The 25,674-nt window shown below is 64.3% G+C and carries 23 protein-coding genes, 1 pseudogene and 3 riboswitches; of the genes and pseudogenes, 4 read left to right on the top strand and 20 right to left on the bottom strand.

Features of this window, described 5'->3' with window-relative positions; translation table 11 throughout:
- Positions 1-262 precede the first annotated feature (262 nt).
- The 3 genes and pseudogenes from HWN72_RS21090 to HWN72_RS32045 form a co-directional block, all read right to left on the bottom strand.
- Positions 263-861 (bottom strand): annotated as a pseudogene (locus HWN72_RS21090) (transposase); the annotation flags it as partial.
- Between the two features lie 71 nt (positions 862-932).
- The gene (locus HWN72_RS32050) at positions 933-1,052 is read right to left on the bottom strand and encodes a hypothetical protein (protein ID WP_375154536.1); all 120 of its coding nucleotides are present in this window, start codon (positions 1,050-1,052) and stop codon (positions 933-935) included.
- Between the two features lie 35 nt (positions 1,053-1,087).
- A complete protein-coding gene (locus tag HWN72_RS32045) occupies positions 1,088-1,234 on the bottom strand; it encodes a hypothetical protein (protein WP_375154535.1) in 147 nt (48 codons plus the stop codon).
- A 624-nt stretch (positions 1,235-1,858) separates the two neighbouring features.
- Here HWN72_RS32045 and HWN72_RS21085 point away from each other — a divergent pair.
- Complete coding sequence (locus HWN72_RS21085) at positions 1,859-2,032, top strand: Fe-Mn family superoxide dismutase (RefSeq protein WP_211151285.1); 174 nt, start codon at positions 1,859-1,861, stop codon at positions 2,030-2,032.
- Between the two features lie 10 nt (positions 2,033-2,042).
- On the opposite strand, the gene HWN72_RS31235 is transcribed toward HWN72_RS21085, so the two are convergent.
- The 11 genes from HWN72_RS31235 to HWN72_RS21030 all read right to left on the bottom strand — a co-directional run bounded on the left by HWN72_RS31235 (position 2,043) and on the right by HWN72_RS21030 (position 15,652).
- A complete protein-coding gene (locus HWN72_RS31235) occupies positions 2,043-2,261 on the bottom strand; it encodes a hypothetical protein (protein ID WP_248006198.1) in 219 nt (72 codons plus the stop codon).
- A gap of 130 nt (positions 2,262-2,391) precedes the next feature.
- Positions 2,392-3,792, bottom strand: a complete 1,401-nt coding sequence (locus HWN72_RS21075) for a short-chain fatty acyl-CoA regulator family protein (RefSeq protein ID WP_211151284.1) — start codon at positions 3,790-3,792, stop codon at positions 2,392-2,394.
- A 130-nt stretch (positions 3,793-3,922) separates the two neighbouring features.
- Positions 3,923-6,601, bottom strand: a complete 2,679-nt coding sequence (gene acnA / locus HWN72_RS21070) for an aconitate hydratase AcnA (RefSeq protein ID WP_211151283.1) — start codon at positions 6,599-6,601, stop codon at positions 3,923-3,925.
- Positions 6,602-6,704: 103 nt separating this feature from the next.
- On the bottom strand, positions 6,705-7,625 hold the full coding sequence (gene prpB, locus HWN72_RS21065) for a methylisocitrate lyase (protein WP_008828364.1): 921 nt from the start codon (positions 7,623-7,625) through the stop codon (positions 6,705-6,707).
- 9 nt (positions 7,626-7,634) lie between these two features.
- A complete protein-coding gene (gene prpC, locus HWN72_RS21060) occupies positions 7,635-8,792 on the bottom strand; it encodes a 2-methylcitrate synthase (protein ID WP_211151282.1) in 1,158 nt (385 codons plus the stop codon).
- On the bottom strand, positions 8,789-9,094 hold the full coding sequence (locus HWN72_RS21055; RefSeq protein WP_008828366.1) for a hypothetical protein: 306 nt from the start codon (positions 9,092-9,094) through the stop codon (positions 8,789-8,791). The genes prpC and HWN72_RS21055 overlap by 4 nt, the downstream gene beginning before the upstream one ends.
- Entirely contained in the window at positions 9,091-10,287 is a 1,197-nt protein-coding gene (gene prpF, locus HWN72_RS21050) for a 2-methylaconitate cis-trans isomerase PrpF (protein WP_008828367.1), read from the bottom strand. The genes HWN72_RS21055 and prpF overlap by 4 nt, the downstream gene beginning before the upstream one ends.
- A complete protein-coding gene (gene acnD, locus HWN72_RS21045) occupies positions 10,287-12,917 on the bottom strand; it encodes a Fe/S-dependent 2-methylisocitrate dehydratase AcnD (protein WP_211151281.1) in 2,631 nt (876 codons plus the stop codon). Before acnD ends, prpF begins: the two co-directional genes overlap by 1 nt.
- A 93-nt stretch (positions 12,918-13,010) precedes the next feature.
- Positions 13,011-13,418, bottom strand: a complete 408-nt coding sequence (locus HWN72_RS21040) for an acyl-CoA thioesterase (RefSeq protein ID WP_008828369.1) — start codon at positions 13,416-13,418, stop codon at positions 13,011-13,013.
- Between the two features lie 180 nt (positions 13,419-13,598).
- Entirely contained in the window at positions 13,599-14,627 is a 1,029-nt protein-coding gene (locus HWN72_RS21035) for a methionine synthase (RefSeq protein ID WP_008828370.1), read from the bottom strand.
- A 26-nt stretch (positions 14,628-14,653) separates the two neighbouring features.
- A complete protein-coding gene (locus tag HWN72_RS21030; protein ID WP_008828371.1) occupies positions 14,654-15,652 on the bottom strand; it encodes a DUF1852 domain-containing protein in 999 nt (332 codons plus the stop codon).
- A gap of 396 nt (positions 15,653-16,048) precedes the next feature.
- Positions 16,049-16,271, bottom strand: a riboswitch (cobalamin riboswitch).
- A 467-nt stretch (positions 16,272-16,738) separates the two neighbouring features.
- Here HWN72_RS21030 and HWN72_RS21025 point away from each other — a divergent pair.
- Positions 16,739-17,200: a hypothetical protein gene (locus tag HWN72_RS21025; protein WP_172704937.1), complete on the top strand. Its 462-nt coding sequence runs from the start codon at positions 16,739-16,741 to the stop codon at positions 17,198-17,200.
- A 110-nt stretch (positions 17,201-17,310) separates the two neighbouring features.
- Here the strand turns inward: HWN72_RS21025 and HWN72_RS21020 are convergent, their stop codons facing one another.
- The 3 genes from HWN72_RS21020 to HWN72_RS21010 form a co-directional block, all read right to left on the bottom strand.
- Positions 17,311-18,045 carry a DUF4198 domain-containing protein gene (locus HWN72_RS21020; protein WP_211151280.1) on the bottom strand — a complete coding sequence of 245 codons (735 nt, stop codon included), beginning with the start codon at positions 18,043-18,045 and terminating at the stop codon, positions 17,311-17,313.
- Between the two features lie 89 nt (positions 18,046-18,134).
- Positions 18,135-20,231, bottom strand: a complete 2,097-nt coding sequence (locus tag HWN72_RS21015) for a TonB-dependent siderophore receptor (RefSeq protein ID WP_211151279.1) — start codon at positions 20,229-20,231, stop codon at positions 18,135-18,137.
- Between the two features lie 183 nt (positions 20,232-20,414).
- A riboswitch (cobalamin riboswitch) is annotated at positions 20,415-20,670 on the bottom strand.
- Between the two features lie 41 nt (positions 20,671-20,711).
- Complete coding sequence (locus tag HWN72_RS21010; RefSeq protein ID WP_211151278.1) at positions 20,712-21,275, bottom strand: histidine phosphatase family protein; 564 nt, start codon at positions 21,273-21,275, stop codon at positions 20,712-20,714.
- A 40-nt stretch (positions 21,276-21,315) separates the two neighbouring features.
- Positions 21,316-21,447, top strand: a riboswitch (cobalamin riboswitch).
- A 33-nt stretch (positions 21,448-21,480) separates the two neighbouring features.
- Between HWN72_RS21010 and HWN72_RS21005 the strand changes: the two genes are divergently transcribed.
- A complete protein-coding gene (locus tag HWN72_RS21005) occupies positions 21,481-21,708 on the top strand; it encodes a CbtB-domain containing protein (protein WP_211151277.1) in 228 nt (75 codons plus the stop codon).
- 10 nt (positions 21,709-21,718) lie between these two features.
- Positions 21,719-22,462 carry a CbtA family protein gene (locus HWN72_RS21000; RefSeq protein ID WP_211151276.1) on the top strand — a complete coding sequence of 248 codons (744 nt, stop codon included), beginning with the start codon at positions 21,719-21,721 and terminating at the stop codon, positions 22,460-22,462.
- Between the two features lie 230 nt (positions 22,463-22,692).
- Here the strand turns inward: HWN72_RS21000 and HWN72_RS20995 are convergent, their stop codons facing one another.
- Genes HWN72_RS20995 through HWN72_RS20985 form a run of 3 tightly spaced genes read right to left on the bottom strand, consistent with a single transcriptional unit; the run spans position 22,693 to position 25,657 of the window.
- Positions 22,693-23,046 carry a helix-turn-helix domain-containing protein gene (locus tag HWN72_RS20995; RefSeq protein ID WP_008832679.1) on the bottom strand — a complete coding sequence of 118 codons (354 nt, stop codon included), beginning with the start codon at positions 23,044-23,046 and terminating at the stop codon, positions 22,693-22,695.
- Positions 23,043-24,419, bottom strand: a complete 1,377-nt coding sequence (locus HWN72_RS20990; RefSeq protein ID WP_248006197.1) for an MATE family efflux transporter — start codon at positions 24,417-24,419, stop codon at positions 23,043-23,045. Before HWN72_RS20990 ends, HWN72_RS20995 begins: the two co-directional genes overlap by 4 nt.
- A gap of 50 nt (positions 24,420-24,469) precedes the next feature.
- The gene (locus tag HWN72_RS20985) at positions 24,470-25,657 is read right to left on the bottom strand and encodes an acetyl-CoA C-acyltransferase (RefSeq protein ID WP_211151275.1); all 1,188 of its coding nucleotides are present in this window, start codon (positions 25,655-25,657) and stop codon (positions 24,470-24,472) included.
- Positions 25,658-25,674 lie beyond the last annotated feature (17 nt).

Here is a 25,674-nt window from a genome sequence, read left to right as displayed (position 1 = left end):
TCCGGCCCTTTACGAAGTCATTCCAGATCATTATTCGCGAGGCCATTAAGGCCGTTTTCTCTTCGTTCGTCTTCCAGCCAGATGAAATCCAAGTGATGGGTTTCTCGCTACCCAGGCCAGAGCACAGCCATTTGAATGGATTCGAGACTGCGTTACAACACAGCGACCCCGATCGATCGCGGAAGCGATGTGACCTGCCCCCCCCCGGCGGTCCCTCGCTCATAACGAGCGTCTTACGGTTGAATATTCCGGCACGCTCCTGCACCGGCGTCCGACTGCCCCGGCCCCGCTCGCGGCCGCACCGTCGGCGCACGGACAAGCCTTCTTCCCGATATAGCCGGTAGAGCTTCTTGTGGTTCATGCTCATGCCCTTGCGCCCCAGCATGACGCCGATCCGGCGATAGCCGAACAGACGGCGCTGCCCTGCGATTTCCCGCATGGCTTCGCGGATGGCTCCGTGGTCCGGCGGGCGTTCGCGCCTGACCGTCTTGGGATCGACGCCAATCAGCACGCAAGCCCGGCGCTGTGAGACCTGGTAGTCCCGCATCACACCGAGCGCCACGTCGCGCCGCTGGCCCGGCCTCGTCAGCCTTTTCCCAGCAGGTCCTTCAGGATCGCGTTGTCCAGCATGCTGTCGGCCCAGAGCCGATTCAACTTGCCGTTCTCGTCCTCCAATTGCCGCAACCGATGGGCATCGGAAGCCTCCATACCGCCGTACTTCGCCTTCAACTTGTAAAAGGTCGCCGTGCTCAGCCCATGCTTGCGGCAAACCTCCACCGTCGGAAGTCCAGCCTCCTGCTCCTTGATCATCCCGATAATCTGCGCCTCGGTGAAACGGCTCTTCCTCGTGCGTTTGCTCATTCCTCGTGGACAGACTCTACATCAGAATGAGGCACCTTTCGGGGGGCAGGTCATAGCGAATAGGCTGAGTGTTATATACAGCGATTTGAAAATCGAAGAATACCCGGCGATTGAATTCGTTTGAAACGAGACAATGGCATCTTGCTGGCATCGGCGCCGTACAGCATCTGCTGGAGAATGCTTCTTTCAATTTTCGGGGGCTGACTTTTCCCCTACGGCATCCGCTTCAGGCACGAACGCCGCAAGGGAAATATGGAGCGTCGGCCTGCGATATCTCTTCAATGAAGGATTGAATGATACTACTTTTTCCAGACCCATAGGGTCCGGTCAGCGCTATGTTGGACACCTTCGGGTCGGTCGGCGCGAGATTCACAAACTTCGATTGCGCGGCCACCGGATGACCCGCACTTTCCAGAAAGGCTACAAATTTGTTTAACTAGCCTGCCAAAAAGTCTGTGAAATCAGCAATACGTTCTTTCATACGACGTCGAACTATCACAGATGTGTCCGACAGAAATCACAATTGATCAGAAAGCCATTTTTTATAAACGGAAGAAGGCAGCAGCGTTCGGGAAATTCAACCTTCACTCAACGACGACCGAGTATATCTCGTTTCCTGTCCGCTGACCAAACCGCCTTACAATCATTCCGCTAGCAATATCCCGCGCCCCACCCCTGACGCGCCTACAAAGTTCGGGCGAGCGCGGGGCTGAATAGCATGGAAGGCAAACTGCGCGAAGCTACTACTTCGCTTGCGCCTCCCATTACGTCATCAGGCACGCGCGAATCCTGTGGGCCGTGACGATGTCCCGCTAAACATAAAACATGGGCGAGCGATGGCAGAGCCAGTTCTGGTGCCGCTCTCGCAGACTCCAGCAATCACGGAGGATACCTGCACCTTATCTACGGCTGGAAAAGCATCTGAGGCTGATGACAGCCATGCGCAGTCCGTTAAGGTACCCTATGCTCTGCGTAGACATCTGGGTCCTGGGATCATATGCACGCGCCGGCTGCCGGCATTCCGCTGCTCGTGCTCGATATGTACGAGCATAGCTTCCACATCGATTACGGCCCCCAGGCCGCGAAATATGTGGATGCCTGGTTCGCCAATCTCGACTGGGAAGAGGTCGATCGCCGCTATGCCCGCGCCGTCGCGATCGCGCGCGGCTAAGCGGGACCGTTCACCAATATTTGGAGATCGCGCGGAACTGGTCGATCGCGTGTTGCGGCCCTTCGCCTTTCTCTGCGCAGACGAGGCAATGATCGATATGATCGTTGATCAGCGCGGGTTGGGACAGGCCCCGGATATCGGCTTTATGGCAAAATCTGCCGTTCGACACGGCGCTGGTGAACGGCAGAAATGTCCCAAGCCCTGCCCATTGCGGCCCCTCAACGCCCAATTTTACTCTCCCAGGTGCGGACCGGCAGCTTCCTCATTCTGAATGCCCTGGACTGGCCGATTCTGGTCAGGCAGCTTTGGGTGATAGACCCAAGAAAGCGGAAATTCATCCCTGAAGCCGAATAAAGGCTTTAGCCGACGGGATAAGGCGTAGTCGTGCTGCGGTTCTCATCGACCGTTACAGCGCGGCCGATCGGCGGGAAAGCCCGCTGCAGGCAGTTAGGACGTTCGCAGACCTTGCAACCGGCGCCGATCGGCGTCGCCATGTCCGGGTTGGCAAGGTCGAGCCCGCGTGAGTAGACTAGGCGTGAGGCATGGCGGATATCGCAGCCCAGCCCTACCGCGAAAGTCTTGCCCGGAACGCCGTAGCCCGCGTTGCCGCTGCCGACCGTGCGCGCCACCCACAGGTAAGTGCGGCCATCGGGCATCTGCGCGACTTGCGTGAGCACACGCCCGGGCTGCGCGAAAGCCTCGTAGACGTTCCACAAGGGGCAACTGCCGCCCACGCGCGAGAAGTGGAAGTCGGTCGCCGACTGGCGCTTGGAGATGTTCCCGGCACGGTCCACGCGGATGAAGAAGAACGGCACCCCGCGTGCATCCGCACGCTGCAGGGTGGACAGCCTATGGCAGACCGTCTCGAACCCGACGCCGAAGCGGCGGCCCAATTTCTCGATGTCGTAGGCTTCTTGTTCCGCCGCTGCCAGGAAATCCGAATAGGGCAGTATCAGCGCACCCGCGAAGTAGTTGGCCAGCCCAACCCTTGCCAAACGCCGGGCTTCATCGCCGGCGAGAACGCGATCATCTGCGAGGCGGTCGATCTCCTCACCCAATTCGAGGAAGGCCAGTTGCGTCGCCATCTGGAACGTCTGCTGGCCGGGCTTGAGGTTAGCCGAGATATGCAGCGTGCGGGTCAGTGGATCGTAGCGGCGCTGCGCTGTGTCGCTGTCGCCGCGCACAACCTCTACGCCGTGCTTCTCGCGCAGCCATTTGACGACGCCGTCCTGGATCGTGCGGGGGGTGAGGCTGGCGCGGCGATAGAGACGCTCGGCGGCTTCGTCGAGCGGTTCGACGTGGTTGTGCCGGGCGTAGAAGAAATCACGGACCTGCTCGAAAGGCATTCGGGCGGGGCCGCCGGAAATCCAGTCGTCGCCAAGCTGCGCGGCCATCGCTTCCGACCGTTCGGCAGCTTCGCGATAACGCCGATGGAGCGCGACCAGAGTGCGCCCCACGGCGGGCATGTTCAGGGCCAGTTCGCGCACTTCGGCGACCGAGACGGCTTCGGTGCCATCGGATAGCGCATCGCGCAGATCAGTGATGAGCCGCGCTTCCTCGTCCTCGGAGAACAACTGCACGTCGACACCGAACACGGCATTGATCTTTAGCAGTACCGGCACCGTCAGCGGCCGCTGGTTCTGTTCGAGTTGGTTGAGATAGCTGGCGGAAATTCCCAGTGCCCCGGCCAGTTCGACCTGCTTGAGATTACGCTCCTCGCGCAGCCGTCGCAGCCGCACGCCCATAAATGCCTTACGCATGGTCTTTCTATTCGCAGAATTTGCAAAATATCGAACTTACGTCCGCAGAACTTCGCAAATTCGGTTCCTCTATGATGCTCATTTAAGGCGGATATTGCGAAGAAGTCGAGTTAAAACCGTAAGGACATGATCAGGCAGCCAGATTGCGAAGCACATAGGGCAGGATGCCGCCGTTCAGATAATAGGCCAGTTCGTCTGCGGTATCGATGCGGCACAGGGTCAGGAAGCGCAGGCGGGCGCCGTCGCTTCGTTCGGCATCTACGGCAACGGTCTGGCGCGGCTGCAGTGCGGACAACCCCCGGATGGTGAAGCTCTCGGTGCCATTGAGGCCGAGCGTATGGCGGGTCACGCCGTCGTCGAACTGCAGCGGCAGCACACCCATGCCGACGAGATTGGAGCGATGGATGCGCTCGAAGCTTTCGGCGATGACGGCGCGCACGCCCAGCAGCGCCGTGCCCTTGGCCGCCCAGTCGCGCGAGGAACCGGTGCCGTACTCGGCGCCCGCGACCACCACGAGCGGCACTTTCGCGGCCTTGTAGCGCATCGCCGCTTCGTAGATCGACAGCGGTGCCTTGCGCAGCAGGGTCATGCCGCCCTCGATGCCGCCCATCATCTCGTTGCGGATGCGGATATTGGCGAAAGTGCCGCGCATCATGATCTCATGATTGCCGCGGCGGCAGCCGTAGCTGTTGAAGTCCTGCGGCAGCACCTGATGTTCCTGCAGCCAGCGTCCTGCGGGCGAACTCGGCTTGATCGAACCTGCGGGCGAGATGTGGTCGGTGGTGATCGAATCGCCGAACACGGCAAGGCAGCGCGCGGCGATGATGTCCCTCACCGGGGCGGGCCGGCGCTCCAGTCCTTTGAAGAACGGCGGTTCGGCGATGTAGGTAGAGGATGTGGGCCACTCGTAGGTTTCGCCAGTCTTCACTTCCAGCGCCTTCCAGCGCTCGTCGCCTTCGTAGACGTCGGCATAGCGGGCGGCGAACAACTCGGCGTCGATTGAGGCGGCGATGGTTCCGGCGACTTCGGCGTTGGTGGGCCACACGTCCTTCAGGTAGACAGGCTGCCCGTCGCTGCCGGTGCCGAGCGGCTCGGTGGTGATGTCGCGCGCCACGCTGCCCAGCAGCGCATAAGCGACCACCAGCGGCGGCGAGGCTAGGTAGTTGGCGCGCACGTCGGGCGAGATACGGCCCTCGAAGTTGCGGTTGCCCGAGAGCACGGCGGCGGTGACGAGACCTTTGGCGTTGATCGCCTCGCTGATGGGGGCATCGAGCGAGCCGGAATTGCCGATGCAGATCATGCAGCCGTAGCCGGTCAGCGCGAAGCCCAGCGCGTCGAGATCGTCCTGCAGCCCCGAGCGGATCAGATAGTCGGTGACGACCTGGCTGCCCGGCGAGAGCGTGGCGCGCACCCAGGGCTTGGGCACGAGGCCCAGCGCCCGCGCCTTGCGCGCGACGAGACCAGCGGCGACGAGGACCGAAGGGTTCGAGGTGTTGGTGCAGCTGGTGATCGCGGCGATAGTGATGTCGCCGTGCCCGAGGGTGAAGTCTTTGCCGTTTACGGGCACGCGGGTGGCCAGTTCCCCGGCCTTTCCGTAGCCACTGGTCAGTTCGGCGCGCAGGCCCTCGGCGGCGTCCTTGAGCAGTACGCGATCCTGCGGGCGGCGCGGCCCGGCGACCGAGGGTAGCACGGTGGCAAGATCGAGTTCCAGCATGTCGGTGAACATCGGCTCGGGGCTGGCGGCATCGCGCCACAGGCCCTGCGCCTTGGCGTAAGCCTCGACCAGTGTGACGCGCGCGGGATCGCGGCCGGTGAGGCGCAGGTATGTCAGCGTCGCCTCGTCCACCGGGAAGAAGCCGCAGGTCGCGCCGTATTCGGGCGCCATGTTGGCGATCGTGGCGCGGTCGGCCAGCGGCAGGACATCGAGGCCGGGGCCGCAGAACTCGACGAAGCGGCCGACCACGCCGTGCCTGCGCAGCATCTGCGTGACGGTGAGGACGAGGTCGGTCGCGGTCACGCCCTCGGGCAGAGCGCCGATCAGGCGGAAGCCGACGACGTCGGGGATCAGCATCGAGACCGGCTGGCCCAGCATCGCCGCCTCGGCCTCGATCCCGCCCACGCCCCAGCCCAGCACGCCAAGGCCGCTGACCATGGTGGTGTGGCTGTCGGTGCCAACGCATGTGTCAGGGTAGGCGACGGGCAAGCCGTCCGCGTCCTCGCTGGTCCAGACGGTCTGGGCGATGTGCTCGAGGTTGACCTGGTGGCAAATGCCGGTGCCGGGCGGGACGACCTTGAGGTTGTCGAGCGTGCTCGCGCCCCACTTGAGGAAGGCGTAGCGCTCGGCATTGCGCTCGTACTCGATCTCTACGTTGCGGTCGAAGGCGCGCGGGTTGCTCGCCTCGTCCGCCATGACCGAATGGTCGATGACGAGGTGGATCGGCACTTGCGGGTTGATCCGCGTGGCGTCCGCGCCCCAGCGGTTCATCGTGTCGCGCATGGCGGCAAGGTCGACCATGCAGGGTACGCCGGTGAAGTCCTGCATCAGCACGCGCGCCGGACGGTACTGGATCTCGTGGCTGGAGCGGCGTTCGACCTGCCATTCGACCAGCGCGCGGATATCGTCCACTGTGATCGAGGCGCCGTCCTCGAAGCGCAGCAGGTTTTCCAGCAGCACCTTGAGGCTGAACGGCAGGCGGCTGATGTCGCCCAGTTGCTCGGCCGCGCGGGGCAGGCTGTAGTAGGCGTAGTCCTGTCCCCCGGCGGTCAGGGTGTCACGGGTGCCCAGAGTATCGTTTCCGGTGGCGGTCATGGAAAATCCTGTGTGTCCTTGTCAGGCGCGCCGATAGACGGCCCTCCGACCCGTCGGGATCGAAGAACCGTCCAGCGCAGCGATGTCGCAGGGCTGAAGGAGTTTAGACCTGCGGGATCGCCTCGGGCACGATCGTCTTGACGATCGATGCGTCGAGCTCTTCGTAGTCGTGAAGACCGATCGTCTCGTAGAGTTCGGCGCGGGTCTGCATGGCATCGACCATCGCGTGGGTGCCGCCGTCCTTGGCAATCGCGGCGTAGAGTTTCGCCTGCGCCTTGTTGGCGACGCGCAGCGAGGAGACCGGCCAGATCACCATCTTGTAGCCCATCGCCTCGAATTCGTCGGCGGTGTAGAACGGCGTCTTGCCGAACTCGGTCATGTTGGCGAGCAGCGGCACGCCCGGCATCGCGGCGGCGAACTTCTCGAACATTGCGCGGGTATTGAGCGCTTCAGGAAAGATCGCGTCGGCGCCCGCCTCGACGTAGATCCTCGCGCGTTCCAGCGCCGCATCGAAGCCTTCGACCCCGGCGGCATCGGTGCGCGCGACGATCACGATGTCGCGGCTCGCCTTCTTGGCGGCGGCGACTTTGGCGGCCATGTCGGTGGGGGAGACGAGCGCCTTGCCGTTGAGGTGCCCGCACTTCTTGGGCAGGATCTGGTCCTCCAGATGGACCGCGCCCGCGCCGGCTTCCTCGAAGGTGCGGACCATGTGCATGACGTTGAGCGCCTCGCCATAGCCGGTGTCGCCGTCGACCAGCAGCGGCAGGCCGGAGGAGCGCACGATCTGGCGGATGAAGAAGGCGACTTCGTCCACGGTGATGATGCCAAGGTCGGGCAGACCCATCGAGGCGGTCATCGCCGCGCCCGAGAGGTACAAGCCATCGAACCCGGCATTGCGGGCCTGGATCGCGGCCTGGCCGTTGTGCGCGCCGGGCAGGCGATAGATGCCAGGCCGCTCCAGCGCGGCGCGGAAGCGCTTGCCGGCGGGTTCGGTGGGAAGGTCGTCAGCGAGAAGGTAGGGCATGGGTTCTCCTCAGGCCGCTTCGCTGCGCTGGGCAAGCGGCACGAAAGTCAGGTTCTCGGGGCCAGTGTAGTTGGCCGAGGGGCGGATGATCTTATTGTCCACGCGCTGCTCGATCACATGCGCGGCCCAGCCCGAGGTGCGGGCGATCACGAAGAGCGGGGTGAACATCGCAGTCGGCACGCCCATCAGGTTGTAGGATACCGCAGAGAACCAGTCGAGGTTGGGGAACATCGACTTGGCGTCCCACATCACGCTTTCGATCCGCTCGGCCACCGCAAACTGGCGCTGGGCACCGGCTTCGTCGGCAAGGTCCTTGGCGACGCGCTTGATGACGACGTTGCGCGGGTCGGAGATCGTGTAGACCGGGTGGCCGAAGCCGATCACCACTTCCTTGGCCTCCACCCGGCGACGGATGTCGGCCTCGGCCTCGTCGGCGGTCGCGTAGCGCTTCTGGATCTCGTAGGCGACTTCGTTGGCGCCGCCGTGCTTGGGACCGCGCAGCGCGCCGATGGCGCCGGCGATGCAGGAATACATGTCAGAGCCGGTGCCCGCGATGACGCGCGCAGTGAAGGTCGAGGCGTTGAACTCATGCTCGGCATAGAGGATCAGCGAGGTGTGCATCGCGCGCACCCAGCTTTCCGGTGCGGGTCTGCCGTGCAGCAGGTGGAGGAAATGGCCGCCGATGCTGTCGTCGCCCGTTTCCACCTCGATCCGGCGACCGTGGTGTGTGAAGTGATACCAGTAGAGCAGGATCGAGCCGAGCGAGGCCATCAGCCGGTCGGCAATGTCGCGCGCGTCGGGCAGGTTGTGGTCGTGGGTCTCGGGCAGCACGCAGCCCAGCGCCGAGACGCCCGAGCGCATCACGTCCATTGGATGTGCGGCGGCGGGGATCGCTTCCAGCGCCGATTTCACCGAGTGGGGCAGGCCCCGCAGGCCCTTCAGCTTGGCCTTGTAGGCGACAAGCTGCGGCGCGGTCGGCAGTTCGCCATGGACCAGCAGATGGGCGATCTCCTCGAACTCGGCGGTTTCCGCGAATTCGAGGATGTCGTAGCCGCGATAGTGCAGGTCGTTGCCGGTCTTGCCGACGGTGCACAGCGCGGTGTTGCCTGCAGCGACGCCCGAGAGGGCGACGGACTTCTTGGGCTTGAAGGGAGTCTCGGCGTTCATGCGGCGTATTCCCGTTTGTGCGTGAGCGTGGTGAAAGTGAAGCGGCCGCTGGCGGCCATGGTGCGCCCGCCGCCGTCCTGCGGCGCGGTGGCGAAGACGGAGACGACGATCGCCTGATGGTCAGCGCTGACCGACCAGGTCTCGAGATCGACGTCGGGTGTGGAGAAGCCCTCGTTCAACTGGACCTGTTCGCACCGGGCGCAGCGGATCGTGCCGGGCAGATGAGCCGAAGCACGATCGGCGGCGGCGCTGACCATCGCGCCCAGCAGATCGAGACCCTTCTCGGGACGGTTGGAGATCATTTCGCACCTCCTTCGAGAACGTCGGCAGGCACGCGAACGCTGCCTTCCATGAGGATGCGGGCGCTGCGGCTCATGATCGCGCGTGCGACGGTCCACTGGCCGTCCACCTGCCGGGCTTCCGCCCCGACGCGCAGGGTGCCCGAGGGGTGGCCGAACGTGACGGACCGGCGCTTGCCGCCGCCCGCCGCGAGGTTGACCAGCGTGCCCGGCACGGCGGCGGCAGCGGCGATGGCGACGGATGCGGTGCCCATCATCGCATGGTGCAGCTTGCCCATCGACAAGGCCCGGACGAGCAGGTCGATCTCGCCTGCGGCAACGGTCTTGCCGCTGGACGTGACATATTCCACCGGCGAGGCGATGAAGGCAATCTTGGGCGTGTGCTGGCGCCTGGCGGCTTCCTCGGGCGTCTTGATGAGACCCATCTTCAGCGCACCGATCGTGCGCAGCGCCTCGAACCGCGCCAGCGCGGCGGCGTCCGTGTTGATCGCCTCGCGCAGTTCGGTGCCGGTGTAGCCGATGGCTTCGGCATCGACGAAGATCGTCGGGATGCCGGCGTTGATGAGCGTGGCGCGTAGCTTGCCGCCTGCGACGAGGGCCTCGGGCACGTCGAGTTCATCGACCAGATTGCCAGTCGGGAACATGGCGCCGCCATCCTCACCCTCATCGGCGGGATCGACGAATTCCAGCACGATCTCGGCGGCGGGAAAGGTCACGCCGTCCAGCTCGAAGTCGCCGGTTTCCAGCACTGCGCCGCCGCTGACGGGGACATGCGCGATGATGGTCTTGCCGATATTGGCCTGCCAGATGCCCACGGTGCGCACCCCGTCAGGTCCGGCTGCGACATAACCCGCATGGATCGCGAAAGCCCCGGCGGCGGTCGAAAGGTTGCCGCAATTGCCAGACCAGTCCACGAAATCGGTGTCGATGGAGACCTGCCCATAGAGGTAGTCCACGTCGTGCCCTTCGCGCGTGCTGGGCGAGAGGATCACGCATTTGCTGGTGCTGGAGGTCGCGCCGCCCATGCCGTCGATCTGGGCGCCGTAGGGGTCGGGGCTGCCGATCACGCGCTGGAACAGGCGGTCGCGAGCTTGGCCGGGAACGCGCGCGGCTTCGGGCAGGTCTTCGAGGCGGAAGAACACGCCCTTGCTGGTGCCGCCGCGCATGTACGTGGCCGGAATGGCGATCTGGCCCATCAGACGGTTTCCGCTTCGGAAGCGAGGAAGTCGGCGGCAAAGCGCTGCAGCACGCCGCCCGCTTCGTAGATCGAGACTTCCTCGGCCGTATCGAGGCGGCAGGTTACGGGAACCTGCGTCGCCGCACCGTCGGCATGGCGGATCACCAGCGTCAGCGTGGCGCGCGGGCGGCGCTCGCCCTCCACATCATACGTTTCGGTGCCATCAAGGCCCAGCGTCAGGCGAGTGGTGCCGGGCTGAAACTCCAGCGGCAGCACGCCCATGCCGATCAGGTTGGTGCGGTGTATGCGCTCGAACCCTTCGGCGACGATGGCTTCTACGCCCGCCAGCCGCACGCCCTTGGCCGCCCAGTCGCGCGAGGAGCCCTGGCCGTAATCGGCCCCTGCCACGATGATCAGGGGTTGGCGGCGCTCCAGATAGGTCTCGATCGCTTCCCACATGCGCGTCACTTTGCCGTCGGGCTCGACGCGGGCGAGAGAGCCCTTTTTCACCGCGCCGTCCACCACCGCCATCTCGTTGACCAGCTGCGGGTTGGCGAAGGTCGCCCGCATGGCGGTCAGGTGATCGCCGCGGTGCGTGGCGTAGGAGTTGAAGTCCTCCTCCGGCAGCCCCATCCGCGCGAGGTATTCGCCCGCCGCCGAACTCGCGAGGATCGCATTCGAGGGCGAGAGGTGGTCAGTGGTGATGTTGTCGGGCAGGATCGCCAGCGGGCGCATGGCCTTGAGCGTGCGCGGGAACGCGGCCAGCGCGCCGACGCCTTCGGTATCCCAATAAGGCGGGCGGCGGATATAGGTGGATTGCGGCCGCCAGTCGTAGAGCGGGCTGGCCTCGTCACGCGCGCGTGGCGCGAACATCGGGTCGTAGACGTCGCGGAACTGCTGCGGCTTCACTGAGGCGGCGACGATCGCGTCGATGTCCTCGTCGCTGGGCCACAGGTCGGCAAGGCGGATGTCCTTGCCATCCACCACGCCCAGCACGTCGTTCTCGATATCGAAGCGTATCGTCCCCGCTATCGCATAGGCGACGACCAGCGGCGGCGAGGCAAGGAATGCTTGCCTAGCATAAGGGTGGATGCGCCCGTCGAAGTTGCGGTTCCCCGAAAGGACGGCGGTGGCGTAGAGATCGCGTTCGATGATCTCGTTCTGGATCGCCGGATCGAGCGCGCCCGACATGCCGTTGCAGGTGGTGCAGGCATAGGCGACGATGCCGAAGCCCAGCGCTTCCAGCTCCGGCAGCAGGCCGGATTCCTCCAGATAGAGGCGTGCGACCTTCGATCCGGGTGCGAAGGAAGTCTTGACCCACGGCTTGCGCGTGAGGCCCAGCGCATTGGCCTTCTTCGCGACAAGACCCGCCGCCACGACATTGCGCGGGTTGGAGGTGTTGGTGCAGCTGGTGATCGCGGCGATCACGACGGCGCCATCGGGCAGCAGCCCATCGCGCTCCTGCGCCACCGCCTTGTCGAGATCGACGGCGATGCCGCGCTCCTCCAGCGCCGAGGTCGGCAGGCGGCGGTGCGGGTTTGAGGGGCCAGCCATGTTGCGCACGACGGTTGAAAGGTCGAACTCCAGCACCCGTTCGTATTCGGCATTGCGCAGGTCGTCGGCCCAAAGGCCGGTCAGCTTTGCATAGTCCTCGACCAGCCGGACATGATCGGGATCGCGGCCCGTCAGCAGCAGGTAGTCGATGGTCTGGCTGTCGATGTGGAACATCGCAGCGGTGGCGCCGTATTCCGGGCACATATTGGAGATTGTCGCGCGGTCGCCGATCGAGAGGCTGTCGGCGCCTTCTCCGAAGAACTCGATCCATGCGCCGACGACGCGGCTCTGGCGCAGGAACTCGGTAATGGCGAGGACGATGTCGGTGGCGGTTATACCCGGCTGGCGTTGCCCGGTGAGGCGCACGCCAACGATATCGGGGAGGCGCATCATCGAGGCGCGGCCCAGCATCACCGTCTCGGCTTCCAGCCCGCCGACGCCGATGGCGATGACGCCCAGCGCATCGACGTGCGGCGTATGGCTGTCCGTGCCCACGCAGGTATCCGGAAACGCGACGCCATCGCGCACCTGAATGACGGGCGACATCTTCTCCAGATTGATCTGGTGCATGATGCCGTTGCCCGCCGGGATCACATCGACGTTCTCGAAGGCGCTCTTGGTCCATTCGATGAAGTGGAAGCGATCTTCGTTGCGGCGATCTTCTACCGCCCGGTTCTTGTCGAAGGCGGCTGCATCGAAGCCGCCATATTCGACAGCGAGCGAGTGGTCGACGATCAGCTGCGTGGGCACCACCGGATTGACCTTGGCCGGATCGCCGCCCTGGTCGGCGATGGCGTCGCGCAGGCCGGCAAGATCGACCAGCGCGGTCTGGCCGAGGATGTCGTGGCATACGACGCGCGCGGGATACCAGGGGAAGTCGAGATAGCGCTTGCGCTCGACAATCTGGGTCAGCGCATCGCTCAGCAGCGCCGGATCACAGCGGCGCACCAACTGCTCGGCGAGCACCCGGGAAACGTAGGGAAGGCCGCTATAAGCGCCGGGGCGGATGCCCTCGACGGCGGCGCGCGTGTCGAAATAATCGACGGCGGTTCCAGCTGACGTTCCAGGGAAGGGCTTGCGATAGGCGTGGTTCATGGGCCTCTTATCGGCAGCGCCGCCGCCTGTGAAAATGGCTGAAAAGGCGAAGACTTGCGGACGGATTTCTGCAAATCTGCAAACTTTGCGAATTCAGGCTGCGGCCGCGTTCTGACGGATGGGGCGTGACTTGCCGTGCTCGTCGACGCAGACCATCTCGAAACGGCCTTTTACCGCGAGCGAGCGTTCGCCGCTGATGAGCCCCTCGGCGGTCATCTCCACTTCGACCGTCAGCGACGAGCACCCTTCGCGCACGACGTAGGCGTGCAGTTCGACGAGTTGTCCGACTCGGACCGGGTGGCGGAACTCGATCTTTTCCGAGGTTCGCATCACCACCGCCGCGCGGGCATGGCGGCTTGCGGCGATGAAGGCAGCCTTGCCCAGCAGGCTGAGCGCAGTGCCACCGAACAGCGTGCCATAGTGGTTGGCCTGTTCGGGAAAGACCATTTCGCACAGCCGGGTCGATGGGGTGTCCGCGGGCAGGGCATGGGCAGTGGGCATGGTGGTATCTCCTTTGCGAAGACAGCCAACCACGCGCCGGGCGCGGGACAAACCCCTGAAAGCGGGAAGGTTGCGAAGGCCTTCCGTGCAAACCCGCGAATGTTGCGAATTCGTAGTGGGTCCAACGCCAAGGAGCCTTGTCAGAGCCCGTCCGGTTCCCGGACGAGCCCTGCGGCTCGTTCAGCCGGCGAGTTCCTCTCTGACGATCCGCGCGCCAGCGCCAAGCGCGTTCAGTTTGCCTCGAGCCACGGCGCGGGGCAGCGGGGCCATGCCGCAGTTGGTGGACGGGTAGAGCTTGTCAGCTTCCACGAACTGCAGGGCCCTGCGCAGGGTATCGGCCACCTCTTCGGGCGTTTCGATGGTGTCGCTGGCCACATCGATGGCCCCGACCATGACCTTCTTCCCGCGGATCAGTTCGATGAGGTCCAACGGAACCCGCGAGTGATGGCATTCTAGCGATACGATATCGATCTTCGACTTTTGGAGATTCGGGAAGGTCTGTTCGTACTGCCGCCATTCCGCCCCCAGGGTCTTCTTCCAGTCGGTGTTCGCCTTGATGCCGTACCCGTAGCAGATGTGGACCGCCGTTTCGCATTTCAGCCCTTCGGCAGCCCTCTCCAGCGTGGCGATCCCCCAGTCGTTGGCCTCTTCGAAGAAGACGTTGAACGCGGGCTCGTCGAACTGGATAATGTCGATGCCTGCCGCCTCCAGTTCCCTGGCCTCCTGGTTGAGGATCGTGGCGAATTCCCAGGCCAGCTTTTCCCGGCTGCGGTAATGGGCATCGTAGAGCGTATCGATCATCGTCATCGGGCCGGGCAGCGTCCATTTGATGGGCTGATCGGTCTGCGTGCGCAGATACCGGGCATCATCGACGAAGACCGGCTGCGGGCGGGCGACCGCGCCGACGACCGTAGGCACGCTCGCATCGTAGCGATTGCGGATCCTGACCGTCTCACGCTTCTCGAAATCGACGCCGCTCAGGTGCTCGATGAATGTCGTAACGAAGTGCTGGCGGGTCTGTTCGCCATCGCCGACGATGTCGATCCCGGCCTGCCGCTGATCGTCCACGGCCAGGCGCAGCGCATCGTGCTTGCCGGCGACCAGTTCCTCGCCTTCCAGCTTCCAGGGCGACCAGAGTTTCTCGGGCTCGGCCAGCCAAGAGGGCTTGGGCAGACTGCCAGCGGTCAAAGTGGGCAACAGTGTTTTCATGTTGGATGACCTTGTGTGCTGTCTTGTCAAAGGATGTGGCTGGCGGCGTAGCCGGCGGACCAGCGGTCCAGATCGGCCTGGTACGGCCGGATGAAGTGCTCTTGCGCAAACCGGCCCTGCTCGATGGCGAGGCGGCTGCGCTCTTCGCGGTCGTAGACGATCCGGGTGGACGAGAAGTCCTGATGGTTCAGGCTGGGCCGGAAGCATTTCCCCGCAGCCGAATTGGCGTTGTAGATTTCGGGCCGGTAGATCCTCTGGAACGATTCCATCGTGCTGATCGTGCCGATCAGTTCGAGGCTGGTGTAATCGCTTGCCAGATCGCCGGTGAAATAGAACGCCATCGGCGCGACACTGCCCCGAGGCATGAAGTAGCGCGCCTGCAGGCCCATCTTCGCGAAGTATTCGTCGGTGGAGGAGAACGCGCTCTGCCGGTACTCGATCCCCAGGATCGGGTGGCGGTTTTCCGTGCGATGGTAGGTCTGGCTGCTCGAGACACTCAGGCAGATGACCGGAGGCTTCGCGAAATTGTCCCGGTATGTAGGCGAGGCCAGGAAGTGCCGGAACAGGTTGCCGTGCAGATCGCCGAAGCCCTCCGGCGTCGCGAACGTAGACCGTCCCTTGTTATGCTCGGCCAGCAGCACGCTGAAGTCGTAATCGCGCACGTAGGACGAGAAATTGTTCCCGGCGATCCCGGCGATGCACGTATCGGTCTTTCGGTCGATGATGCTCGGCTTCAGGATCTCGATCATCGGGAAGGCATCGCCGCCATCGCCCGCAGCAACATGCATCTCGACCGAGACGATATCGAGCTCGACCCGGTAGCGGTCACCCTCGGGATTGTCCCAATCCGCCAGATCGTTGCAGCGGTTGTCGATCATCCTGAGGGCAGCCTGCAGGTTTTCCTGGCGGTGCTCGCCTCTGGCCAGATTGGCGAAGTTCGTCGTGATCCGCGTGTTGTCGGAGGGGCGATAATTCTCGTCGAAGCGAATGCTGCTGATGGAGAATGTGAGATCGTCGTCTGTCATGGCCGGTTGTCCTGAAGATCGCCTGATCGTGGGCGCCAGCGGCGCGCCGGAAGCGATACGGGTGAGGCGAGGGCGTGGGAATGTCGGGTTGGCGTGTGTTGCGGGCATGCACGGTGTCCTGCGGTCCGGCGCGAACGCCGTCCGTCGTTGTGGTTCGGGAATGGGTCTGGATTTGCGGCGCGCCGCGTCAGGCGGGGCTCAGCCCGATGACACGGCGCGCGGGCGCATTCGTCGATTTGCGAAGGGGCGGGACAGGATTGCAAACATCGACCGATCACCTGCTTTGGCCGGGCGGAAGGATCGAAGGAAGAACGCGCAAAGTAGGAGCGGCCCACACGGCGGATAGACTGCGGGCCACGCTTCAAGCGCGATCCACCGGAGGAACCCCCGTCCGAGGAACGTTATGGCGCCGAAGGCAGGTCTCCTGGCTTGCGGGTCATTGCGGCGGTTCCGGCCTTCCCGAGCCTTGTGCAAGGCTCAGTGACACGAAATGGAACCGCCACTCGCCACTTACAGTTGCGGGGGCAGCGCCGGACTCTGCCCCGAAGGGCACCACCGGCTTCCCGTCTTAGCCCCGCCGTCATGCCTGAAGCGGGGAACCTCGACACGCTCTCTCAACACCATCGCCAGCCAACTGTCAACCATCATATAAAGATATCTTTATATGATGGTTTCGATGTGAGGCTATTCCGTCAGCGACGCAGTCCGCGCTCGTACTTGGCCGAGGAGCGGTACACGTGAGGAAAGGCTGGAAAGCTCCTCGAGAACCTGCAAAACTATGATGGTTTCTTGATCTGAACATCGCGGTCGCCGCTGCGGCATTGCTGATTGGCAAGATCTGGAAATGCTCAAGCAGGTTCGCCGTCACAGCGGTGATCCTCAAGTCCATGGAGCAGACGTGACCGGGGACGCCGTGCAGGTGACCGGGCATCAGGCCGCCGCTCAACGACGTGCGGGTCTTCTCCGTCAAGGGTTCGTTCGACTGCCATGTCTGCCGCAATGCAACTGTCCCCCCATGGCGGTTACTGTGGGTACGCGCCTGCACACTCTCGTCTCGCCCGCATATCTGCAGAACTGCGCTGGCGCGTGGACGGCGATGGATGGCGACTGTCCTTCGGGCGATGTTTTGAGGATCATGTTGCCTTGGGTTTGCGAAGGGGGCAGGCGAAGCGTTTCGTACGTGCCGCGTTCTGGCCGCGTGCGCGGATCGAGTGGCGTGCGCTGAACGAGGCGTTCGTCATCTTGGCGCCTGACTGCGGACCCGATTCAGTCGATCTGGCTGATCTGATGGGCCGTCTGGTCGAACTGGCCAAACGACCGCTTACGCCTAAGGAACTTCTTGCGGTGCTGCCGCTCACCAACAAGGAACGCGTGCGCTGGACCAAGGACGGTCGTCTTACCCCCAGTGGATCCGTGAGTATCCGTAAGGGGCAGATCGTATCGGTGCCGACCTATTCGGTATCGCAGGTTGAGCGCCTGCTGGGCGCTCCTCAGGTCATTTGCGACTGGCGCGAAGAAGATGCGCGTCTGGGCAAGGATGGCCACTGACGCCAGCGTCTCGCAATGCCACATTCTCCATGCTCACTGGTTGTCGCCGGTAAGCACGCAAACGAGATCCAACCGCCCGACCATGACGGTCGAGCGGCCGGACGCAAGTATCATTCCGGCTTGTGTTCCAGCGTGAAGCTGAGCGTCGCCGTGAGTTCGACATTGCGGTACTTGGTCGGGTTGTCGCTAGGTCCGTTATAGACGGCATGAATGACATTGAGGCCTTGGTTACGCACGACGAGCGTTACGGTGCCGTCGGTGCCGGTCACGACCTCCTTCGCGTCCGGGTCATTCACGAAGTCAGCGATGAGATGGGCCCCGGCCACCGGCTGCCCCTGGAAGAGAACCTTGTACTTCAGCTTCTGCCCCAGCAGCTTCGGGATCGGGCCTACCGGCACGATCTGAAGCGTCTGGCCGGGCAACGCCGGTATGCTGCCCATCAGTTTGCCCTGGATCCGCACTGCATACTTGATGTTGTTGGTCGAGATTTCGGCGCCGGGCATCTCGTCGAGGCCCTTCTTTTCGTACTCGCCGCCCTTCATGCGCGACCACACGCCGTTCTGCAGAACGGCGGTGACGAAGGCGGGTTTGACTTCGGTTTCGACGAGCATGGCGAGGCCCGAGACCCGGTGCAACACCTTGATCGACGTGCCCTCGGCATCAAAGGCGGCGACCGTGTCGATCAGCGGCTCGCGCTTTACCATGTCCATGTCGTCGGCGCCTTCGCCATAGACGAGCACGATCTGCTTCGAGCGTTCGGTCAGGTAGATACCATGGGCTTGGGCAGGTACGGTGCAGAGCGTGAGGAGCGAGGTGAGGATCGTGGCATTCAACGCGGTTTTCATCGTGCACATCCTTGCTTTGGTTCGATCGAGGGCATGGTGGAGGTCTCGGCCGGAGACAGGGGTTGCGCCCCGCATCACAGGCTCAAGCATCACAGGCCAACCGTGATGCTGGCGACGGCGCTCAAGGGGGCGCCCGGATAAAGATTGCTGCCGAAGCCGCGCTCGGCGTACTTCTTGTCGAGCAGGTTGTTGACGTTGACCTGCAGCTTCACGTTCTCTGCGAGCGGATAATAGGCGAGCAGGTTCACCGTGGCGTAAGGCCGGATATAGGGCGCGGTGGCCGCCGTGCCTGCTATGCGTCCGCCCAGATACGTGACGCCCGCGCCTGCACCCAAGCCCGCGAGGGCACCGTCCTGAAACTCGTAGACATTGAGCAGGCTGGCCGAATGGCGCGGCGTGTTGGGAAGACGCTGCCCTAACGGAAGACGGTTGTCCTTCGTCACCTCGGAATCGGCGAAGGCATAACCACCCACCACGCGCCAGGCGCGCGTGATGTTGCCGGTGATGGAGATGTCGATGCCCCGGCTGCGCACTTCACCTGCGGCAATGCTGTAATCGAGGTTGTCCGGGTCGGTGGTTGCAACGTTCTGCTTGGTCGTGTGGAACAGCGCCGCCGTCGCGCTCAGGGTGCCGTCCAGCAGTTCGAGCTTCACGCCCGCCTCGTAGCTGGTGCCCCGCTCGGGATCTAGCACATTGCCGTTCACATCAGCGGCCGTGTTCGGCTTGTTGGAGCGCGCATAGCTGCCGTAGAGCGAGACTTGCGGGCTGAGCACAAAGACAGTGCCGAGGCGCGGGGTGAACACCGTCTGTCTGAAGGCGGAAGTCACGCCATTACGCAGGTTGAGGTTGTCGCTCTCGAATCTTTCGAGCCGTCCGCCGACCAGCACCTTCAGCCAGGGCAGCAACGATAGCTGATCCTGAGCGTAGCCGGCGAAGGTCCGCGTCTGCGTGCGGATGCTGGTGAAGCTGCCATTAAGCGGCGGTATGGCCGATCCGTAGACCGGGGCGAAGATGTCGATCGTGAAGGGCGAGAGCGTCGGGCTCGAATTGCGGATGACCTCGGTGTAGTGAAACGCCTCGAATTCGGCGCCCAGCAGCACTTCGTGCTCGATCGTGCCGGAGGCGAATTTGCCGGTCAGGTTGACCTGCGCATCGAGATCACGCCATCTCAGCGTCCGTTCGCTGTAGGTCCGCACCAGGGTGCGGCCATCGGCGCGCACGCTGGAGGCCTGGATGCCGGGGCCGCCCAGTTCGCCGTTGTAATATTGCATCCCCGCACGCAGCTTCCAGTCCCGGCCCAGCTTGTAGTCGGCGACGATGTTGCCGAGCCCGTTACGCACGCGCCAGCGGCCAACCGATGGCTCTCCGAAGAACCGGGAGGAAGGGATGGCGATCGCAAGCTGGTTGCGGAAGGCGGGATTGCCGCGATCGAGCGGTGTCTTAACCTGCACCAATTCGCCGCCAAGCGTGAAGGTCAGGTCAGAGGAGGCATCCCAGGCGACCACAGGGGCAACCACGATGCGGTCGGACTGGACATGGTCGCGGAAGGTGTCACCGCCTTCCACCGCCGCGCCAAGGCGATAGCGTACGGTCCGACCGCTATCGACAGGGCCGGTGGCATCCACGGTGCCGCGCCATCCGCCGAAGCTGTCGATCCGGCCGCTGACAGTCTGCGCCGTCCGATCCGAAGGCACGCGCGAGACGATGTTGAAGGTGCCACCCGGATCGCCGCGGCCGTAAAGCAGGGCGGCCGGGCCGCGCAGCACGTCCACGCGCTCCACCGCGATCGAATCGGGCGCAGGCGGATAGCCGCGGTTCATCGGGAAACCGTTGCGGAAATACTCAGATGGGGTGAAGCCACGCAGGTTGTAGTCGGTCAGGCCGGTGCCGCCGAAGTTGTTGCCGCGCGTGATGCCGCCCGCATAGGCCAGTACGTCCTCGACGCGGTTGGCCTGAAGGTCCTCCACGACCTGCCGGGTCAGTACCGTCACCGACTGCGGCACTTCGAGGAGCGGCGTGTCGGTGCGTGTCGCGCTGTTCGAGCGGGTGGCGTTGTAGGCGCCGCCCTTGCCGGTGACGACGATCGGATCGTCGGCGTTATCGGTTTCGGCGGCATGAGCCAGCATCGGGACCGGCATCAGCGCGAATGCGCCGGCAAGCAGTCCGGCCTTGGTCGTCGGTTTCAAGTCATTCCCCCCGGGGCGCCAGGCAACACCGGGCAGGAGGCTTCCGCGCGAACGGTCGGCGCGCACGGCAGCCGGACACCCCAAAAAGGCGGCCGACGCACGACACCGATGCGGCCCCCCGCCGCATTCTCGTCGCTCAGACGGAGAAAACTAACCGTGCCGAGACCATCCCCTGGATCAGGCAAGAGCGACCGGTGCTTCGGCAGGTCTCCTGGCTTGCGGGTCACAGCTTGATGCACGGCCTTCCCAGGCCTCGCAGGAGTTAGCGTCCGGCCCAGTGGCTGGCGGCACGAGCCTTGCCCGTCCGCACATGTACATCGCGCTCGCCGCTCACAGTTGCAGGGACAGCCTCGGATTCGGGCGAGCCGAGGGTATCGGCCCATCCTCACCGCGTTCCCTTTTAAGCCTTTCTCAAGGCACCGATGCGATCAGACCGGCTGCCGAAGCAACCGAACACGGCGGGCGTTATCCGCATTGATCTCAATTCGCAATAGCAGATCCTGCGCCCAGCGATTGCAGCCGCCATTCGCCATTGAAAGACAGCATGACACGGCAAAGCGGCGCCAGATCGATCGACAGCGTTGTCGCTACCGGAAGGCCAAGCGTCTGTGCAAGAATGGCGCGCACGAGCATCGGATGCGTAACGGCAAGGACTGGCGTATTCTGTTCGGCGAGACGGTCGAGCCAGGGCGCGATGCGCGCGCAGGCAGCATCAAGCGATTCGCCGCCTTTCGCGCCGCCTTCGGGGGCTTGCAGCCATGCCATGAGCGCCCCGGGTTCTGCTTCCTCGATTGCAGCGAATGACAATCCCGACCACTCACCGTTGTCGAGGTCGGCAAGCAGCGGCTCAATCTGCGTCGTGCAGCCCATCGCCTGTGCCGTTTGCTGCGCCGACACGGCGGGACTGCAATAGGCGATTTCTCCAAATCTCCTCGGAAGCACGATTCGGCCGGCATCGCGTCGCCCAGCCTCGTCCAGCCCGTCTTGCGGTCCTGCAAATCCGCCGCTGCGACTGAATGCCGTGGCGCTCGCGCAAAGCAGCATTAGCGAAGTTGCCAGGGTGACCTCCGGAAGCGTTGACGGAACGGTTCGCCGGGTCTTAAGTGGCGCGAACCTTCTGGTTGAAGAAGCCGGTGCAATTCCGGCGCGGTCGCGCCACTGTAATCGAAGCCTTCGCAGGGCGTCGAGAGCCAGACCTTCAACCGGGATAATCCGTTTTCAGGGCGCGAGACCCTTGAAGGAGCATGACATGGCATCGAACGCCGCGCTTTTCGACGACGCTTTCATCCCGGTGCAGGGCCGCAGCGCCATTCCGCTCGCAGACATCGCTCCCTGGGCCGTACTCGGCATGCTTCTGGCGCTCATCTTCCTCTATTTCGTGAGCACCGAGCAGGGCGCCTACGCGCTCTTCAAGGGCATGTATGTACACGAGTTCGTCCACGATGGGCGTCACCTTCTCGGCTTCCCCTGCCACTGATCGCAGGCACATGACCAAGGACCTGTTGTGGCGCGGAATGCTGGCCGGCATTCTCGCGGCGCTCCTCTCCACGCTGTTCGCGCGCGCTTTCGCCGAACCGCAAATCGATCTCGCGATTGGCTACGAGGAATCGCACGCCGCTCACGCGGCGCACCATATGAGCGAGCCTGCGGGAGACAGCGAGGAAGAGGAACTGGTGTCCCGCGACATACAGAAGAGTGCCGGGCTGCTGACAGCTTTGGCGCTGTATGGCGCTGCAGTCGGAGGTGTCTTCTCTCTGGTTTTTGCCTATGGCTACGGGCGGTTCGGCATGATCGGACCACGCAGCCTGTCGCTGCTCCTCGCCGGCCTCGCGTTTCTTCTCATCGTGATCGTGCCCGCGCTCAAATACCCGCAGACGCCGCCTGCTGTCGGCAAACACGAAACGGTCGGGCTGCGCACCGCCGCATACTTCGCCATGATCGCCCTGTCGCTCGGCGCGGCCGTGATGGCCGGCAAGGCTCGGGCAACCTTTGCTCGCGGCCGCCGCGGGTTCGACGCAACACTGTTCGCGACAGGGCTATACATCGCAATCGTCGCTCTGGGCCAATTGCTATTGCCCCCGATCAACGAGGTCCCGGGCGATTTCCCAGCCACACTGCTATGGAACTTCCGTATCGCTTCTATCGCCACACAGCTTCTGATGTGGGCCACGATCGGTATCGCCTTCGGAGCTTGGGCGGAGCGCGTGCTGAGGCGTGAACGAGCAGCATAGTTGAACGGCGGCTTTTAGGACATTCCTCGAAGTGGCCGAGCGGCAGAAATGGGCGCGTGGCCGAAGGGCTGGTGCCATCCTCGCCCGGCGACCTTTGGCAAAAATTGTCCCTTGGCGGCTTAGCACTTCGCTGGCGGACAACCGTCTCGACCGGAGGAGCCCTCTCGCCTCCAAGACTTAGCCTTCTCGAGCTATATTCGCGCGTCGAGACACATTGACGGCCCTTTCATTCAGGTACCCTTCCTTTGAATACGACAACTCCGGTCGACGACGAGGCCGCCCTGCTCCAGCTCTCGCACGACTCTCAAGACCTTGTGCAGCATCTGACCACGCATCGTCAGTTCGTAGGCCCGCACCTCCAAACGAGAATGCACCACCATTTCGATGAGCGCGAGCGCGTGCATCTCGGTCAAGCGCAGCGTCAGCATTTTCGCGCTGATGCGCGGCAGCCGTCGCCGGATGTCGCTGAAACGAAGAGGCCCATTCGAAAGCGCATCGACAATGCGGAGCAGCCATCGCTTCTCGACGAGAGACAGGACATCCGCGGGATGTTCCCGGTGTTCGAGAGCCCCCTCAGGGCTCATGCCCTGACCGCTTCGCCATCTGCGCCGGTGCCTTCCTCCCCTGCCCAGGGACGCAGTCCCACGGGGATGAGAACCAGGAGACCGTATGCCGCCAGCGCCACGCTCATGCACACGAACAGGGCCGTGAGCGATCCGGTGTAACGCAGGACGAGGAACCCTCCCCCCACCGCCACGATGAGCCGGGCGGTGGCGCCCGCAATCGGCCAGCGCAATCGCCCGGCAGCCTGCGACGCGAAATAGAGGGCAAGGCCGACGCCGAAGAAGCCGTAGAACGGCCCGACCAGGCGCAGGTAGGAACTGCCGAGGCGCACGATCTGCGGGTCATGCGTGAACAGGCCCATCCACGCCGCCGGAAAAGCTGCCGCGACGAGACCGACCGTCTCCGACGCCATGAATGCCAAGGCCGCCCCCGTCAGCGCGATACGCCGTGCGCGGGCGACCTGTCCCGCTCCCAGATTGGTGGCGACGAGCGCAATCAGCGGCGCGCCGATCCCGAACACGAGCGGGATCAGCAGGTACTCCAGGCGCACCCCGGTCCCGTACCCGGCCACGGCGGCGAGCCCCGCGCCCGAGGCGACGAGCGCCGTGGTCCCGGCGATGACGAGGTTCGTCTGCACCGAATTGAGCGCCGAAAGACCGCCCACGCGCAGTAGTCCGACGATCAGGTCGCGGCGCAGCGGCGCCCTCACGAAGCGGACGGGGTTGCGACCGCTCAGGATATGCCAGGCCATCGCCAGCGTGCCAGCGGCGTAATAGACGAGTAGCGCGGCGCCGCCCCCGGCGATGCCGAGCGCAGGGACCGGGCCGAAGCCAAAGATCAGCAGCGGCGAGACGGGAATCAGGAACAGCGCGCCGATGCACGTGACGAGCGCCGGAAAGCGCATGTTTCCCGTCCCCCGGATCACGCTGGAAAGGCCGCTCATCAGCCACAGGAACACATTGCCCGCGAAGACGATGTCCGAGTAGACGAGCGCGGCATGCAGGCTGGCGCCTTCCCCGCCCATCAGGCGGTAGATGCGCTCCCCGCCCACGAGGAAGAGCGCCGAAAACGTAAGGCCAAGCACGACGTTGACCACCACTGCATGGAGGACAAGCGCGTCCGCCTCCACCTGCCGCCGACCGCCAAGCGCGCGCGCCACGGCCGAAGATATGCTGCCGCCAAGGGCTCCGGCCGAGAAGGTCGTCATCAGCATCAGCGCGGGGAATACAAGCGCCATGCCCGCCAGCGCGTCGGAACCCAACTTCGCCACCCACCATGTCTCGATCAGGCCGGTCGACGCCTGCGTCAGCATGATGAGGACGTTGGGCAGGGCGAGGCGAAGGATCATCGGCACGACGGGGCCTTCGATCATCGCGCGGGTCCGCTCGTCCATTTGCCGAACGGGCGACGGAATAGCGGCTTTCGGCAGGGCTGCCTGCACTGTCATAGCGCTTCCAATGCGAGGGCGATGCCCTGCCCGCCGCCGATGCACAGCGTCACCACGCCGCGGCGCAAGCCGTCGCGCCGCATGGAATGCAGCAGCCGCGTCGTCAGCACCGCGCCGGTCGCGCCGATCGGATGACCGTGAGCGATGGCACCGCCCTCGACGTTGACGATGTCCTCGGGAATGCCTAGTTCCTTGATGACCGCCAGCGGCACCACCGCGAAAGCCTCGTTGATCTCGATCCGCTCGACGTCGCCGAGGGCCCAGCCTGCGCGGTCCAGCGCCTGCCGCACGGCGGGGACAGGCCCCAGCCCGAACAGACCCGGCTCGACCGCTGCAACGCCGTAACCCGCCAGCCGTGCGTAAGGCTCGATTCCCGCAGCTTCGGCAAAGGTGCGCTGCGCGACGACGACGGCGGCGGCCCCGCTGTTGAGGCCCGGCGCATTGCCCGCCGTGATCGTGCCGCCTGCCCGGAACGCGGGCTTCAGACGGGCGAGCTTTTCCGCCGTCGTGTCTGGCCGGGGTGCTTCGTCGGTGCCGAATGCGATCTTGCCCGCCCTGCCGCCCGCGACTTCGAGCGCAAGAATCTCCGCATCGAACAGTCCGGCATCGCGCGCGGCGGCGAAGCGCTGCTGTGAACGCAGCGCGAAGCGGTCCTGCTCCTCGCGCCCGAGCCCGGTGATGTCGACCAGCGTTTCGGTGTGCCAGCCCGAATGTTCGCCCGAGAAGGCATCATGAAGCCCGTCAGTCAGCATGCTGTCGAGCACCGCGCCGGGCCCCATGCGCAGCCCCCAGCGACCGCCTTCGAGCAGGTAGGGCGCACGGTCCATGTTCTCCATGCCGCCCGCAACCGCCGCCTCGATGCCGCCCATTGCGATTTCCTGCGCGGCGGACAGGATCGCCTGCGCGCCCGATCCGCACACGCGGTTGACGGTCAGCGCCGGAACCGAGACGGGCAGCCCTCCGCCGATCGCAGCCTGCCGCGCCGGGTTCATGCGGTTGCCCGCCTGGAGGACGTTCCCCATGACGACCGAGCCCACGTGGTCGGGCGCGAGGCCCGACCGCCGCACGGCCTCGGCGATGACGGCCGCGCCAAGCACGGTGGCGGGGGTGTCCTTCAGCGTTCCGTTGAAGGCGCCGATAGCGGTGCGCACCGGCTGTGCGAGCACGATTTCGGTACGGGACATGATATTCACTCCGTTTG

It is taken from the genome of Novosphingobium sp. HR1a (genome assembly GCF_015594425.1).
Lineage (GTDB): Bacteria > Pseudomonadota > Alphaproteobacteria > Sphingomonadales > Sphingomonadaceae > Novosphingobium > Novosphingobium resinovorum_A.
Note: the sequence above shows the minus strand (reverse complement) of the source record. Positions and strands in the feature narration are given on the sequence as shown.

Coding starts and splice junctions, on each gene's coding strand:
- HWN72_RS21085 (WP_211151285.1), top strand. CDS start 1,859: ATGCACGCGCCGGCTGCCGGCATTCCGCTGCTCGTGCTCGATATGTAC.
- HWN72_RS21075 (WP_211151284.1), bottom strand. CDS start 3,792: ATGCGTAAGGCATTTATGGGCGTGCGGCTGCGACGGCTGCGCGAGGAG.
- acnA (WP_211151283.1), bottom strand. CDS start 6,601: ATGACCGCCACCGGAAACGATACTCTGGGCACCCGTGACACCCTGACC.
- prpB (WP_008828364.1), bottom strand. CDS start 7,625: ATGCCCTACCTTCTCGCTGACGACCTTCCCACCGAACCCGCCGGCAAG.
- prpC (WP_211151282.1), bottom strand. CDS start 8,792: ATGAACGCCGAGACTCCCTTCAAGCCCAAGAAGTCCGTCGCCCTCTCG.
- HWN72_RS21055 (WP_008828366.1), bottom strand. CDS start 9,094: ATGATCTCCAACCGTCCCGAGAAGGGTCTCGATCTGCTGGGCGCGATG.
- prpF (WP_008828367.1), bottom strand. CDS start 10,287: ATGGGCCAGATCGCCATTCCGGCCACGTACATGCGCGGCGGCACCAGC.
- acnD (WP_211151281.1), bottom strand. CDS start 12,917: ATGAACCACGCCTATCGCAAGCCCTTCCCTGGAACGTCAGCTGGAACC.
- HWN72_RS21040 (WP_008828369.1), bottom strand. CDS start 13,418: ATGCCCACTGCCCATGCCCTGCCCGCGGACACCCCATCGACCCGGCTG.
- HWN72_RS21035 (WP_008828370.1), bottom strand. CDS start 14,627: ATGAAAACACTGTTGCCCACTTTGACCGCTGGCAGTCTGCCCAAGCCC.
- HWN72_RS21030 (WP_008828371.1), bottom strand. CDS start 15,652: ATGACAGACGACGATCTCACATTCTCCATCAGCAGCATTCGCTTCGAC.
- HWN72_RS21020 (WP_211151280.1), bottom strand. CDS start 18,045: ATGAAAACCGCGTTGAATGCCACGATCCTCACCTCGCTCCTCACGCTC.
- HWN72_RS21010 (WP_211151278.1), bottom strand. CDS start 21,275: ATGCTGCTTTGCGCGAGCGCCACGGCATTCAGTCGCAGCGGCGGATTT.
- HWN72_RS21005 (WP_211151277.1), top strand. CDS start 21,481: ATGGCATCGAACGCCGCGCTTTTCGACGACGCTTTCATCCCGGTGCAG.
- HWN72_RS21000 (WP_211151276.1), top strand. CDS start 21,719: ATGACCAAGGACCTGTTGTGGCGCGGAATGCTGGCCGGCATTCTCGCG.
- HWN72_RS20995 (WP_008832679.1), bottom strand. CDS start 23,046: ATGAGCCCTGAGGGGGCTCTCGAACACCGGGAACATCCCGCGGATGTC.
- HWN72_RS20990 (WP_248006197.1), bottom strand. CDS start 24,419: ATGGACGAGCGGACCCGCGCGATGATCGAAGGCCCCGTCGTGCCGATG.
- HWN72_RS20985 (WP_211151275.1), bottom strand. CDS start 25,657: ATGTCCCGTACCGAAATCGTGCTCGCACAGCCGGTGCGCACCGCTATC.